The sequence below is a fragment of the Ameyamaea chiangmaiensis genome, from assembly GCF_013376175.1.
In the GTDB taxonomy this organism is placed as follows: domain Bacteria; phylum Pseudomonadota; class Alphaproteobacteria; order Acetobacterales; family Acetobacteraceae; genus Ameyamaea; species Ameyamaea chiangmaiensis.
This window is the reverse complement of sequence record NZ_JABXXR010000002.1, coordinates 24,932-38,575: the sequence shown is the minus strand read 5'-3', so window position 1 is coordinate 38,575 and position 13,644 is coordinate 24,932. Positions and strand designations below refer to the sequence as shown.

Annotated in this window: 11 protein-coding genes; 3 read left to right on the top strand and 8 right to left on the bottom strand. The window is 65.5% G+C overall.

Features of this window, described 5'->3' with window-relative positions; all coding sequences use genetic code 11:
* Positions 1-4: 4 nt before the first annotated feature.
* From recQ to HUK82_RS00620, 8 genes are all read right to left on the bottom strand, one after another.
* Positions 5-1,822, bottom strand: coding sequence for a DNA helicase RecQ (gene recQ / locus HUK82_RS00655; RefSeq protein WP_246495057.1), 1,818 nt, complete (start codon positions 1,820-1,822; stop codon positions 5-7).
* An 81-nt stretch (positions 1,823-1,903) separates the two neighbouring features.
* Positions 1,904-2,281: an OmpA family protein gene (locus HUK82_RS00650; RefSeq protein WP_373318271.1), complete on the bottom strand. Its 378-nt coding sequence runs from the start codon at positions 2,279-2,281 to the stop codon at positions 1,904-1,906.
* Between the two features lie 144 nt (positions 2,282-2,425).
* The gene (cydC, locus tag HUK82_RS00645) at positions 2,426-4,102 is read right to left on the bottom strand and encodes a thiol reductant ABC exporter subunit CydC (RefSeq protein WP_176612099.1); all 1,677 of its coding nucleotides are present in this window, start codon (positions 4,100-4,102) and stop codon (positions 2,426-2,428) included.
* The gene (gene cydD / locus HUK82_RS00640) at positions 4,099-5,832 is read right to left on the bottom strand and encodes a thiol reductant ABC exporter subunit CydD (protein WP_176612098.1); all 1,734 of its coding nucleotides are present in this window, start codon (positions 5,830-5,832) and stop codon (positions 4,099-4,101) included. Before cydD ends, cydC begins: the two co-directional genes overlap by 4 nt.
* A 119-nt stretch (positions 5,833-5,951) precedes the next feature.
* Positions 5,952-7,850 (bottom strand): sensor histidine kinase, encoded by a 1,899-nt coding sequence (locus HUK82_RS17570; protein ID WP_176612097.1) that lies wholly within the window; start codon positions 7,848-7,850, stop codon positions 5,952-5,954.
* 16 nt (positions 7,851-7,866) lie between these two features.
* Positions 7,867-8,067 (bottom strand): NepR family anti-sigma factor, encoded by a 201-nt coding sequence (locus HUK82_RS00630; RefSeq protein ID WP_176612096.1) that lies wholly within the window; start codon positions 8,065-8,067, stop codon positions 7,867-7,869.
* 137 nt (positions 8,068-8,204) lie between these two features.
* Positions 8,205-8,783, bottom strand: coding sequence for a sigma-70 family RNA polymerase sigma factor (locus HUK82_RS00625; RefSeq protein WP_176612095.1), 579 nt, complete (start codon positions 8,781-8,783; stop codon positions 8,205-8,207).
* 93 nt (positions 8,784-8,876) lie between these two features.
* The gene (locus HUK82_RS00620) at positions 8,877-9,410 is read right to left on the bottom strand and encodes a sigma-70 family RNA polymerase sigma factor (protein ID WP_176612094.1); all 534 of its coding nucleotides are present in this window, start codon (positions 9,408-9,410) and stop codon (positions 8,877-8,879) included.
* Positions 9,411-9,527: 117 nt separating this feature from the next.
* On the opposite strand from HUK82_RS00620, the gene HUK82_RS00615 reads away from it, so the two are divergent.
* The 3 genes from HUK82_RS00615 (at position 9,528) to HUK82_RS00605 (ending at position 13,620) form a co-directional block, all read left to right on the top strand.
* The gene (locus tag HUK82_RS00615) at positions 9,528-10,256 is read left to right on the top strand and encodes a response regulator (RefSeq protein ID WP_176612093.1); all 729 of its coding nucleotides are present in this window, start codon (positions 9,528-9,530) and stop codon (positions 10,254-10,256) included.
* Between the two features lie 114 nt (positions 10,257-10,370).
* Positions 10,371-11,762 (top strand): alpha,alpha-trehalose-phosphate synthase (UDP-forming), encoded by a 1,392-nt coding sequence (locus HUK82_RS00610; protein ID WP_176612092.1) that lies wholly within the window; start codon positions 10,371-10,373, stop codon positions 11,760-11,762.
* A 46-nt stretch (positions 11,763-11,808) separates the two neighbouring features.
* Positions 11,809-13,620 (top strand): ABC-F family ATP-binding cassette domain-containing protein, encoded by a 1,812-nt coding sequence (locus tag HUK82_RS00605; protein ID WP_176612091.1) that lies wholly within the window; start codon positions 11,809-11,811, stop codon positions 13,618-13,620.
* The last annotated feature ends 24 nt before the right edge of the window (positions 13,621-13,644 follow it).

Here is a 13,644-nt window from a genome sequence, read left to right as displayed (position 1 = left end):
CCGGTTATGTCGCCTCGGCGATTGCTTCCAGAACCGCATCGCCATAACGCGCCAGCTTCGACGCACCCACACCCTTGATGCGTCCAAGCAGGTCCAGGTCGTCGGGGCGCTCGCGGGCGATATCGCGCAGGACGGCGTCATGGAAAATGACATAGGGCGGAATTTCCTGTTCGCGTGCCTCGGTCCGGCGCCAGTCGCGCAGTGCGGTGAACACGCGCTCGCCCTCGGCATCGAGGCCGTGATCCTCATCGTCGCCATAGCGTGGCGCGCGGTCAGGCAAGGCTGCCCGCTTCAACGCGCCCTCGGTGTCCTCGCGCAGAAGGACGGGCACTTCGCCGCGCAGGATCGGCCGGGCCACCCGTTCGTCAAGGGCCAGACCGTTGTAATCACCGACGGTCATCACTGCCCCTCGGGCGATCAGCTGCCGGATCACGCCGCGCCAGAACTGTTCGGACCGATCCTTGCCGATCCCGAAGACGGACAATCCCTCGTGCTGATGCCGCCGGGTCATGTCGGTGCTTTTACCGCGCAGGACCGACGCGACATGCACGGCACCGAACCTCTGTCCCGTGCGATAGATCGCCGACAGAACCTTTCGTGCGGCGTCGGTGCCATCGAACGACGCAACCGGATGCGCGCAATTGTCGCAATGGCCGCACGCCGCTGGCAACACTTCACCGAAACAGGCCAGCAGCGCCTGCGTGCGGCATCCCGTGGTCTCGGTCAGGGCGATCATCGCCTCCAGCCGGGCGCTCATGACGCGACGCTCGCTCTCGGGGGCCTGAGACTGGTCGAGCCAGTGGCGCGCCCGCGCCATGTCCTCGCCACCATACAGCAGCAGCGTATGCGCCGGCTCACCGTCGCGTCCGGCACGACCGATCTGCTGATAATAACCTTCCGGCGAGGCGGGCATGTCGAGATGGACGACGCAGCGCACGTCCGGGCGATCGATCCCCATCCCGAACGCGATCGTCGCGACCACCACGATCCGTTCGCCGGAGCGAAAACGCATCAGCGCCGCGCGTTTTTCCATGGGCGACAGGCCGGCATGGAACGCGATCGCCGGCCATCCCTGCCCCGCCAACGTCGCGGCAACCCGTTCCGTCTTCGCGCGACTGCCACAGTAGACGATGCTCGCTCCGGTGCGATGGGCATCGAGCATCGATGTCAGCTGCCGCAGTTCCGAGGCTTTCGGCGTGGCGGCGACGTGCAGGTTGGGCCGGTGGAAACTCGCCACCAGACGCTCGGCATCGGGCATGCCGAGCGCGCCCAGAATATCTTCGCGCGTGCGTTCGTCGGCCGTTGCGGTCAGGGCAATACGCGGCACGCCGGGAAAATGGGCCGGCAAGGACGCAAGCGCGCGATACTCCGGCCGGAAATCATGCCCCCAGGCGGAGACACAGTGCGCCTCGTCGATCGCGATCAGGGCGAGTTCCTGCCGCGCCAGACGATCGATCATGCCGGGCGACAAAAGGCGCTCGGGGGAGACGTAGAGAAATTTCAGGCGCCCGGCGTTGATCTCGGTCCACACCTGGGACGCATCATCCGGGTCCAGCTCCGAATGCAGGGCGGCGGCGTTGACACCCAGTTGCCGCAACGCGGCCACCTGGTCCTGCATCAGCGCGATCAGCGGCGAAATGACCAGCGCGAGACCGGTGCGCGCAAGGCCCGGAACCTGATAACACACGCTTTTGCCGCCGCCCGTCGGCATCAGCACCAGCGTGTCCTGACCGTCCATCACACGAGCGACGGCGGCTTCCTGCAATCCACGAAAAGCGGAAAAACCGAACGTCTCGCGCAGAACCGCGTGCGCCCGGTCCATAGCGGTTCCGCGTGTTACGAGCCCCGACGCAACGGCGGCGGGAAAGGCAGCGTCATCGGCCATCGAGTGCCGCGACAGGCCTTACTGCGCGACGATTTCGATCTCGACGCGGCGCGCGGCAACCGAGACGTTCTCGTTCGACGGCGCGCGCGGCGCCTGGCGGATCGCCGACGGGGCCACGCCATCGCGCGCCAGCTGGTCGGCAACGATGCGCGCGCGGTCCATGGCCAGAAGCTCGTCGGCCGACAGATCGCCATGCGCCGCGGCGTAACCTTCGACGATCACGTTCGCTCGCCCCTTGGCCAAGGCGGTTGCGGCGGCATGCGAGACTATGGTCTGCGCCGTTTCGTCCAGCGCGGCCGAGCCATGCGTGAAGAACACAACGTATTTACGCGACGATCCGGTGGAACAACCCGCCAGCACGCACAGACCAAGGACAAGCGACAGGCGACGCAGCATGAGGTGGTATCTCCGATAGGCGAGCGCAGATCGCCGGTTTATCTTAACAGTCCGGCGGCAAGGACCGGTGTCAGGCCTCTAGGTGCCTCCGCGCCTGCGAGTCCGTCAATGGTTTCCGTCATCTCCGCGCGAGTCGCGACCAGTTCATGCCATCGCGGGCATGACCTGTCCGTCCGCCACGCGCCACACCCGGTCGATCCGCTCTACGCCTGTCAATCGATGCGCGATCATGATCACGGTGCGGTCGCCAGCCACATCGTTAAGGGTGCTGAAGAAATCGGCCGCCGTCTGGGCATCCAGACCGGTCGTGGGTTCATCGAGCAGAAGGATCGGCGCGTCGGCCAGAAGAGTGCGCGCCAGGGCGACACGCCGCCCCTGCCCGCCGGAGAGACGCGTGCCGCCCTCCCCGATCCATGTCTCGAGCCCGTCGGGCAATCCGCGCACCAGATCCCCGATCGCGGCCTGGTCCAGTGCACGCCACAACATGTCGTCGGTGACGTCACGACGCCCGAGGGTCAGGTTGGCGCGCAACGTGTCGTCAAACAGATGCGTCGCCTGCGACAGCCATGCAATCCGGCTGCGCACGGCGTCGTCACGCAGGGTCGACAGGGGTTCCGATCCCAGAAGGATATCGCCCTCCTCGGGCACTGCGACCTTCAGAAGAAGGGCGGCGAGGCTCGATTTTCCCGCGCCGGACGGGCCCAGAATGGCCACGCGTGACCCCGACGGTATATCGAGGGTCACGTTGCGCAGCACCATCGGCCGATCCGGCGACCACCGGAACGACACGTTCCGCAGGGCGATATCGGTCCCGCTTGGCGCCGGACGCGTCCCCCGATCCAGCGTCGCCGGCTGATCGGCGCTCTCGACAACGCGGCGGGCGGCCATGCCCATGGTGCCGGCGAGGACACCGGCACGCGTCAGGCCGGACGATGCCTCGAACGCCGCGATGGTCAGAAACAGCAAACCACACCCGGCCGCCGGATGAAGAGGCGTCATGCCCACCCCGACGAGGGCCGCAAGCACAGCGACGATCGCCGCCTGTCCGGTCAGAAACGACACCGCGCCGGCGAGGGCGAGTTTGCGCGCCAGTTGTCCCTGCGCGCGGCTCAGGGACTCGTCCAGAACGTCGATCCGCGACGCGACCCCGGCTTCGGCCTCAAAGGCCCGGATTTCGCGCAATCCGGCGGTAAGGTCGATCAGACCGTTGCGCAGCGCCGCCTGTGCGACCGCGATCGAACCCCCTTCGTGACGACCGATCCGAAGTGCCACAAGCGGTAGCGCTATCGCGGCCATCAACAGCAGAACCGCCAGCACGACCGCCAGTCCGGGCGCGAGCGGAAGGGCTGCCCGCAGCAGAAGAGCCAGTGCAACCGCCGCTCCGCACAATGGCACCACCACGCGCAGATACAGCCCGTCGAGCGTCTCGACATCCGACACCAGCCGCGACAGCAGATCGCCGGACCGACGGAACCCGAGGCCCGCGGCCGAACCGGCGGCAAGACGACGAAAAAACCAGACGCGCAGGTCCGCCAGTGCCCGGAACATGGCGTCGTGCGTGAACAGGCGCTCGATATACCGCCCCGCCACGCGGCCCGCACCAAGCAGTCGCAGCACGATGGAGGCCACGGCCCACAGACCGATGGCCATGCCCGCCAGCCGCAGACCTGCCGTCCACATCAGTTCGAGTCCGGCCAACAGTGCCAGAAGCGAAAGGACGATGCCGATCGCCAGTCGTGGCATGCACGGGCGCCAGACGCCGAAAATCTGTGCGAAAGCGGTCCGCTGGTCCACCAGCGGAGTGTGTTGAACCCTGCTCATGCCACGACCCTACTTTCCAGCACACGTCCGTGCACAAGGTCGAGCCTCTGTGCGCCAAAGCGGCTGATGGCGTGAGAATGGCTGGCCAGAATCACGGTGCGTCCCTCCGCCAGCCGCGCGAGCGTGTCGAAAATAGCGCGTTCGGTCGCAGGATCGAGATGCGCTGTCGGCTCATCAAGCAACAGAAGGGGCGCATTCTTCAGGAATGCGCGCGCGATTGCGATCCGCTGTGCCTGACCACCCGACAGCCCGAAGCCGCCGTCCCCGATCACCGTGTGAATGCCTTGCGGCAGTGCCGACACGAAGTCGGCCGACGCCATAGCAAGCGCATGCTCCAGCGCCTCATCGCTCGCCTCGGGTCGCGCCAGCCGCAGATTGTCCGCGATGGTGCCCGCGAACAGAACCGGCCTCTGGCCGATCCAGGCGACGTATCGCGCACGCTGGGCGCTGGACATCTCCGCCACATCGCATTCGTTGAACAGGATCCGCCCGCTCATCGGCGAAACGAAACCCAGCAGCAGTTCCATTATCGTTGACTTGCCTGCTCCCGAGGCCCCGCACAGTAAAAGCGTCTGGCGCGCGTCCATTCGGAAGCTCACGTCGCTCAGGCTCGCGCCCCGGTCCGCGTCCCACGAAAAACTAACGCGCTCGAAGCGAACGGACACCGAGGACGGGCGTGCTTCGCCCGGGGTGCACGGAACGTCGTGCGACTGACGGCCCTCGTCCGCATCGATAGAGACCGTCTCGGCGCCAAACAGATCATGGATCGATTCCGCAGCGCCCGACGCCTGCGCCCGATCCTGATAGGCCAGTGCGAGGGCGCGTAACGGCGCAAAAAACTCCGGCACCAGAACCAGTGCGAAGAGAGCCCGGCCTACCGACGCGGGATCGAGCGTCCCGGCGGCCCGCTGCGCCACGAGGCCATGCCCCTCGCCCAACGTGATCAGCACGAGCGCCACCACCATGGCGAGATCGATCGCGGCCGACGACAGGAACGCGACGCGCAGCACCGTCATCGTGCGTTTGCGCAGTTCAGCGGCCGCTGCGGCGAGACGCTCGGCCTCGTCGTCCGCCCGGCCGGCAAGTACGATCGTGGCGATGCCACGGATGCGGTCGAGGAACCGGGCCTGGAGGCGGGTCATCGCCAGAAACTGGCGTCGGGACGCGACCGCGGCGCCGATGCCAAACGCCGCCTGCGCGAAGGGGACGAACAGGCCGCACAGCGCCATGACCAGTGCGGCGTGCGGGGCCACGAACGCGACCACGCAGACCACCAGAACAGGCTGCGCCACCCACAGGATGGAGGCCGGAATCCAACGGGCGAAAAAGCCGTCCAGAGCTTCGACCCGGTCGAACGCCAGCGCGGCCAGCGCGCCGCTGTGCGCGCGGCGCAGCAGAACGGGGCCGGCCGAAAGCATGGTCTGGACGATATCCTGTCGAAGCCGCCGCCGCGCGCGGGCACCGGCCCGGCCGGCGGCGATGTCACCCAGGGCGAGGACCATGGCACGCACGATCGCGAGACATCCAAAACCCGCCAGGGGCCACACGATCTGCATCGCAGCCGCATGACCGGCCAGTACAGGGCCCAGTAGCGCTGCGATGCACGCCGCCTGCGCACACGCGATCAGAGTGCCGACGAGGCCGGCGGCAATGACCGGACGCGCGTTCCTTCGGCCCAGACGGGCCTGCGCCCGGGTCCACGCGCGCACGATTTGTTTATCTCGGCTCATCGCGGCCTTATAGGACACCATGTTCGTTAAGGACAGATTTACGACGACTTCTTGCCAATCGTTAACCCGAACCCTGTCATTCCGTCACGGCGATGCTCGCATGCTGGCATTGACCCCGCTCAGGACACGACATGGCCCCGGAGTTCCCCGCGTGGAGGTGTGAGGGGAAAGGTGATCACGTAGCGCGTGCCCGCCAGCGGCGGGACAGACGCGTCGGCTTCCGGATCGGATGTGCAGCGCATGACGCCGCCGAGTTGCCGCACGAACCCGCGGATCAGTTGCAGGCCAAGCCCGGTACGCTGGCTCCTGTCATGGGATCGCTCCCCGACGGCAAGGCCGATGCCATCATCCTCGATGACCATGACCGCCTCTCCTGCTCGTTCCTGACGCAATGTCAGCCGTACCGTCCCCGGACGGTCGTCCGGAAACGCATACCGAATGGCGTTGCTGACAATTTCCGTGGTTACCAGCGCAAGCGGAACCGCCTGATCCACCGACATCTCGAAATCCTCGGCCTCGACCACAACCGATATACGATCGGAGCCATCCTCGCCGTGCGCTGCTGCGATCTGGCTGCATAGTTCTTTTAGAAACAACGGCATGCGCATCGCCGTTGAACCCGTTTCGGGATAGAGGTGACGATGAAGCGTGGCGAGCGTGCGCACCCGATCGCGCGCCTGTCGAAACTCGTTCTGCGCTTCCGGTTGCCGGATGCGATTCGCCTGAAGGTTCAGGAGCGACGCGACAATCTGCAGATTGTTCTTTACCCGATGATGGATCTCGTGGATCAGCAACCGTTGATGCTCCAGCGCACGGGACAGACGCGCTTCATGCCGGGCCAGACGCCGTGTTGCCCGCTTGAACGAAAATCCAAGCGCCCGAAGTTCCATCGGCATGCTCCGCGCGATGCGCGTGTCGAACGCACCCCCTTGCCGCCATTCGCTCAGAGCGTCCATCAGTTGATTGATCGGCCTCACCAGAACCGCATCGGCCAGAGTGCCGACGGCGGTCAGAAGCAGGATCAGCACGGCGACGGTAAGGAACACGGTCGTGATGAAGCTGTTGCGCGCGTGACCCTCGTCCCGGCTCCGGGTGGCGACGACCAGAAGTCGAAGTCCGACCGGAAGGGTTGTCAGCACTGAGGCACGATGGCGCTGGTTGAGAGCAACAGACCCGTTATCGCCGCGGCCGTTGCGCGCCAAAAGCTCGTCTTCCAAAGCCGCTGCATCGACAGGTGCTTCGCCAGCGGCTGAGTGTGTTGGTTCAAGAGTTAGAAGCCGACGGTCCGGCGCCAGCACCCATATCCGTGGCCATTCGTTCCGGTTCTTCAGCCGGTAGCGAATGGATGCCGCCGATACCTCGAGCGACACAAGCGCCGAGAGGTAACGCGGTTGCACCCCGGCGTCATGATCGATGCGGCGCATCGTAATCTCGACACACGGGGCTTCGTCCAGAGCCTGCGGTGGAGGGTAACGAAGCGAGAGGGTGCGCTCCATGCCCATCGGGACGATGAAATCCGAGCCGTGGGAAAATCCGGCGGAGCAGCGGAACGTTGGGTTATCAATACGAGTACGTATCGCGCCATCAGCCCCACGCTCGACCACAGCAGCCACGCGCGGCGGCGACAGCGCCGCCCACGGCGATAGGCGAAGCGCGCCCAGCGCACGATCGTCGGCGGATGCGGCAAGGATACGCAGCGTCTGGGTCGCGACATCAAGTTCGTAGGAGACAAGCGCGGATGCCTGACGGGCGACCTCATCAGCCCGCGCCCGCACCACGTCCTCCATTTCCTGATAACCCTCCCACGCCAGAAGCGAGAGCCCCACGGCAAACGGGGCCACAGCCAGCAGGAGAAGACCACCGACGCGCGCGTTGACCGTGTCGAAGAGCTTCAGGATGCGCAACAGCGGCCCCAGCAGCGGGACCGCGTTCGTGGACGCGCGTCCGGCGAGCGCGCGCCGGACGCGTCTGACCAGACGATCGGGAGTGCCGGAGAACGTGTTCCGCCTGGAGTTCACGCGTGGATACCGTCGGCTAACTCTCGCGGTCCTCCTCGATGAGACGAAGAAGCTCGTCGGGAATCGGCTCGTTTGCGACTGAATCGAAGAGCTGATGGAGACCGCGCTTCAGCCACAGGTCAAATGCCCCGTCTGCCTCATCGCCTTTCTCCTGCTCCCGTTCAGTGGTCCCCTTCTCCGGAACGCCGCGACCTCCGCTACGTTCAGATTTCGCCATTACGGCTCTCTCACCCCTTCGTGCATCCTGAGCGATGACACCATTGGTGCCGGTATCACGTCCTGATGTCGTTACGTCATGCACGACGACCTGAAAAGATCGTCGCGCATGACCGGCGTGCTTTTGCCGCTTCTTTTTTAAACGTCGATCCGTTTGGCGTTGTCCGTCGACCCCAGCCGGGTGTCCAGCACGGCGCGCAGGGCGGCAACGCGCTGGCCCAGCTTGTTGGAGGCGGGCAGATCGCCGTTCATCCACGCCTCAAGCTGACGGCGGGCGCGGAAGACACGGCTTTTAGCGGTTCCGACGGCGCAATTGGTGGCCTCGGCCAGATCCTCGTAGCTCATCCCCTGCATGACCACGAGCACCAGCGCCGTGCGCTGCTCTTCAGGGAGGCGCGACAGGGCGAGGGCCAGATCCTTCAGCACCAACCGATCCTCGTGCGATGCCTCGGTGGCGAACATGCCGGGCGGCAGGTCATCGATATCGGTCGTGTCGCGACGACGGCGCAGGTCGGAGATGAAACGGTTGCGCAGGATGCGGTGCATCCAGGCGGGGAAGTTCGTACCCGGAATGAAGCTTTCCTGCGCCGCAAGGGCATTGCAGACGGCGTCCTGCACCAGATCTTCGGCGGCGGCGCGATTGCGCGTCAGCGACAGCGCCTGGACACGCAGCTTGGGGAGAATGGCGATCACCTGATCATGGAACGTCTGGGCCATCGTTTTCGTCCTTCGTTGCTTTTCGAGGGATCAATGAACGCCCGAGCAAAACCGTTGCACGCCTTTCAATGACATAAACGTGAGATCATTGCCTCACGCCTCTCCACCCCCGTCGGTGCCCGCGTCCGCCGCCTCGTCCGACGACAATTGGCGCCCGAGATGGCTTCGTGCGCGCGACACGCGCGCCTTGACCGTACCGACGGGGACGCCGCAGACGGCCGCGGCCTCCTCGTACGTCATTTCCTGCGCGCCAACGAGAATCAGCGCCTCGCGCAAGGGAGGCGGCAGCTTCCAGATCTCGCGCTCAAGCTCATGGACGCGCGCGCGGGTGTCGGTCAGTGGCGCCTGTCCGTCGTCGCCGTTCAGCGCGGCCTGCGCGCTGAAATCCTCCATCACCTCGCTTTCGCGGCGATGGCGGCGCCTGGTCTCGTAGAACAGGTTGCGGGCAATGGTGAACAGCCACGCCTTGATGCTGGTGCCTTCGATAAACTGGTCGTGTGCGGTCAGCGCGCGCATGACCGTCTCCTGCACAAGGTCGTCGGCCTGTGACGCGTTGCGGGTCAAAAAGCGTGCAAACGCCCGAAGTGCGGGAAGAGTGTCGAGAAGGGATTTTCGGAAGGACTGCATGCCGCCGGGTGCCGTTGCGAAACCCTCGCTTAACAGAGATTTGCGTTCTCTCCCAACGTCCGCTGTAATCGCCGCACGGGCCGGCCGTATCTGGCGCGAAACGGAGACACATTGCTTATGGTCGAATCGCGGAGACACGATTTTGTCCGCGCCCTTCCCTACGCGCGGCGCTATGCGCGCGCGCTGACAGGAAGTCAGGCCCGAGGTGATCTGGCCGTCGCCGAGAGCCTTCGTGATCTCATGGTCAGAGATCAGACCGAACTGACCCCGCGTAACGCGCTCTACCGCGAGATCGGCCTGCGCGCCGGCGGCGACGACCCTCCGGGCGGCCTGAGTGCCGCAGGGCGAATGCTTCTCCTGCTGACGATGCTGGAGGAGGTGCCGCTGGACGACGCCTCCACCATCGTCGGACTGTCGCTGGACGACGCGCGCGCCACGCTGGTTGATGCGCGCGCCGCCCTCGGCGAGAGCGCGCGCACGGACGTCCTGATCATTGAGGACGAGCCGATCATCGCCATGGACATCGAGGAATTGGTCGCCCAGTGCGGCCACCGCGTCGCCGGTGTCGCGCACACCGAAAAGGACGCCGTCGAACTGGCGCTGCTCCGGCGTCCGGGCCTGATCCTTGCCGACATCAACCTCGGTGGCGGCGGCGACGGCATCAGTGCGGTCACGCGGATCATGCAGGATCACAGGGTGCCGGTCGTGTTTGTGACGGCCTATCCGGAACGGTTGCTGACGGGCGAACGTGTCGAACCCGCGTTCGTCATCACCAAGCCGTTCGATCCGGTCACGCTGGCCATCGCCACCTATCAGGCGGTGACCGGCGGGGTGCGGATGCCCTAAGGCACGCGCCCCCGGAAGCCCCAGGTCCGGCATCAGCGGCGAAACGTTTGCCCGGGTTCGGACGTTCGTTCCGGGCCTTGCCGCCCCACGGCGGAAACAAGACGGAGACGCCGCATGAGTCGCTTGATCGTTGTGTCGAACCGAGTACCCGTACCAACGGCGGGAGAAAAAGCCGGCGGTCTCGCTGTCGTGCTTCACGATCTTCTGGCCCGTCGCGGCGGACTCTGGTTTGGCTGGAGCGGCGACATCGCGGACAATGCCGAACACGACACTGCCCCCGCCATCGTGGAGGAGGGCGGCGTCCAGTACGCCACCATCAACCTCACCCCCGACGAATATCAGGGTTATTACGCCAACTTCTCCAACGCGACGCTCTGGCCGCTGATCCATTCCCTGCCCGAACAGATCAGTTTCGACCGTCACAGCCTGCATGTCTATCGCACCGTGAACGCGCGCTTCGCCACCACGCTGAAGGACATGATCCGGCCCGGAGACGTGGTGTGGATCCACGACTATCACCTCGTGCCTCTGGCCGCCGCGCTACGGACACGCGGCGTGCAGGTGCCAATCGGTTTCTTTCTTCATACGCCTTTCCCCTCGCCCGATATCCTCTCGACCATCCCGGAGGCCGCGACGTTTCTGCGCCAGCTCATGCAGGCCGATCTGGTCGGGTTTCAGACCAGCCATGACGCGCAGAATTTCGTCGCCTGTGTCGAGCGCCTGGCGGGTGGCGAAACGGCCGGCAACAATGTCGTCACATGCGGCGGCCGGACGGTGCATGTCGGCGCATTCCCCGTCGAGATCGACGCGCCCGGATTTGCCAGAACCGCCGCCGAGGAGAGTGACACCACGGCCATACGACGCTTTTCGGAATCGCTCCTGGGCTCGACCCTGATGATCGGCGCCGACCGAATGGATCCCACGAAAGGAATCCGGCGGCGGATCAACGGCTACCGCTCTTTTCTCGACAAGCATCCCGAATGGCAGGAACGCGTCACCTTCCTGCAAGTCGCCGCGTCGAGCCGCCAGGACGTGGAGATCTACAAGTCCCTGCGGGAAGAGCTCGAGCGCCTGTCGGGTGCCCTGAACGCGGAGCTGGCGATGCCGGCCTGGACGCCCCTGCGCTTTGTGACCCGTCCCGTCGCACGTGCCCATCTGGCCGGAATCATGCGCACGGCGCGTGTCGGGTTGGTAACCCCGTTGCGCGATGGCATGAATCTTGTCGCCAAGGAATATGTGGCGGCGCAGGACGGGGACGATCCTGGCGTTCTGGTGCTGTCGCGTTACGCGGGCGCCGCGGCACAGTTGAAGGACGCCCTGCTGGTTAACGCGTTCGACGGCGACGAAGTGGCCGATGCCATCCATCGTGCCCTGTCGATGGCAAGGGAAGAGCGCCGTCGCCGCTGGGAGGCGAACTGGCACGTCATCTCCTCACGCACGCCGCTGATGTGGGGAGAGTCCTTTCTCGACGCCTTGTTGCAGGCGCGCGGGTCGGGCGCCGCCTGAGAAGGGCTGACTTGCGCCGGGGCGCGGAACGGGCGAGAACGCCGCCATGGCACCTCCGCTTCTGCTCCTCCAGGACATCACCCTCACGCTCGGCGGCAAGCCGCTTCTCGATGGCGCGGGGTTTGGCGTCTCTCCGGGTGAAAAACTCTGCCTCGTCGGACGCAACGGCAGCGGCAAATCGACGCTGCTTCGCATCGCGGCGGGCGACATCAAGATGGACTCCGGCACCCGGTTCCTGCAGCCGGGCACGACTGTGCGTTACGTCCGGCAGGAACCCGATCTCAGCGCGTTTGCAACGACATTCGAGGCGGCCAGCGACGGTCTGGCGGACGACGAAGACTACCGCGCCCGGTCGTTCCTGGCCGAACTCGGGCTGACCGGCGACGAACTGATCGGTAACCTCTCGGGCGGCGAGGCGCGCCGCTGCGCTCTTGCGCAGGCGCTGGCGGCCGAACCGGACCTGCTCCTTCTTGATGAGCCGACCAATCATCTCGACATGCCGACGATCGCGTGGTTGGAGCGCGAGTTGCTCTCGCTTCGGTCCGCTCTGGTGGTGATCAGCCATGACCGCCGCTTTCTGGAAACATTGTCGCGCAGTGTCGTGTGGCTGGACCGGGGCATCACGCGCAGGCTCGATCAGGGGTTCGGCCGTTTCGAGACATGGCGCGAGGAGGTTCTGGAGCAGGAAGAGCGCGACGCCCACAAGCTCGATCGGCAGATTGCCCGCGAAGAAGACTGGATGCGTTATGGCGTGACGGCACGCCGCAAGCGAAACGTCCGCCGCGTCGCCGAGCTGGCGGCCCTGAGGCAGACGCGCCGCGACACCGTGCGGGCACAGGGCAGCGTGAAACTGGACGCCCAGACGGCGGCAACGTCGGGCAAGCTGGTCGTGGTCGCCGAGAACGCCACGCGCCGCTACGGGGAGCGAACGATCATCCGCGATCTCGATCTGCGCGTCCTGCGGGGCGATCGGCTTGGGATCGTCGGCGCGAACGGTGCGGGCAAGACGACGCTGCTCCGCCTTCTGACCGGTATCGACCAGCCCGATGACGGCGAGGTGCGGATCGGCACTGCGTTGCAGGTTCAGACCCTCGATCAGCAACGCGCCACTCTCTCCCCCGATCGCACGCTTGCCGATACGCTGACCGGCGGCGGCGGCGACATGGTTCAGGTCGGCGACGACAAGCGACACGTCATCGGATACATGAAGGACTTCCTGTTCCGTCCCGAGCAGGCCCGGACACCCGTCGGGGCCCTGTCAGGAGGCGAACGCGGCCGACTGCTGCTCGCCTGCGCTCTGGCGCGGCCTTCCAACGTTCTGGTGCTGGACGAACCCACCAACGATCTCGATCTGGAGACGCTGGACCTGTTGCAGGACATGCTGGCGTCGTATGCGGGCACTGTCGTTCTGGTCAGCCATGACCGCGACTTCCTCGATCGGGTTTCGACCTCCATTCTCGCCGCCGAGGGCGATGGGCGTTGGGTCGAATATGCCGGTGGATATAGCGACATGCTGGCCCAGAACGGCCTGACCGCACCGTCCGGACGCGAAGCCACCGCCGAAGACACCAGGCCGGCAAAGGCAGCAGGAAGCTCGGGCAAAGGTGGAAAAAAGTCGGCGAACAAGCTGTCTTTCAAGGATAAACACGCCCTCGAACAGCTCCCGGGACAGATCGAGACGCTGGAGCAGGAGATCATCTCCTTGCGCGAACGTCTCTCTGACGCGGGCCTCTACAGTCGTGACCCGAACGCTTTCGCGCGCCTGACCGCCACGCTGGAGGATACGCAGCATCGCCTGACGGCCGCCGAGGAACTCTGGCTGCAGCTGGAGACAAAACGTGAGGCCTTGGAAAGGTAGCTGTTTGTTTTAAAATCTGATCCC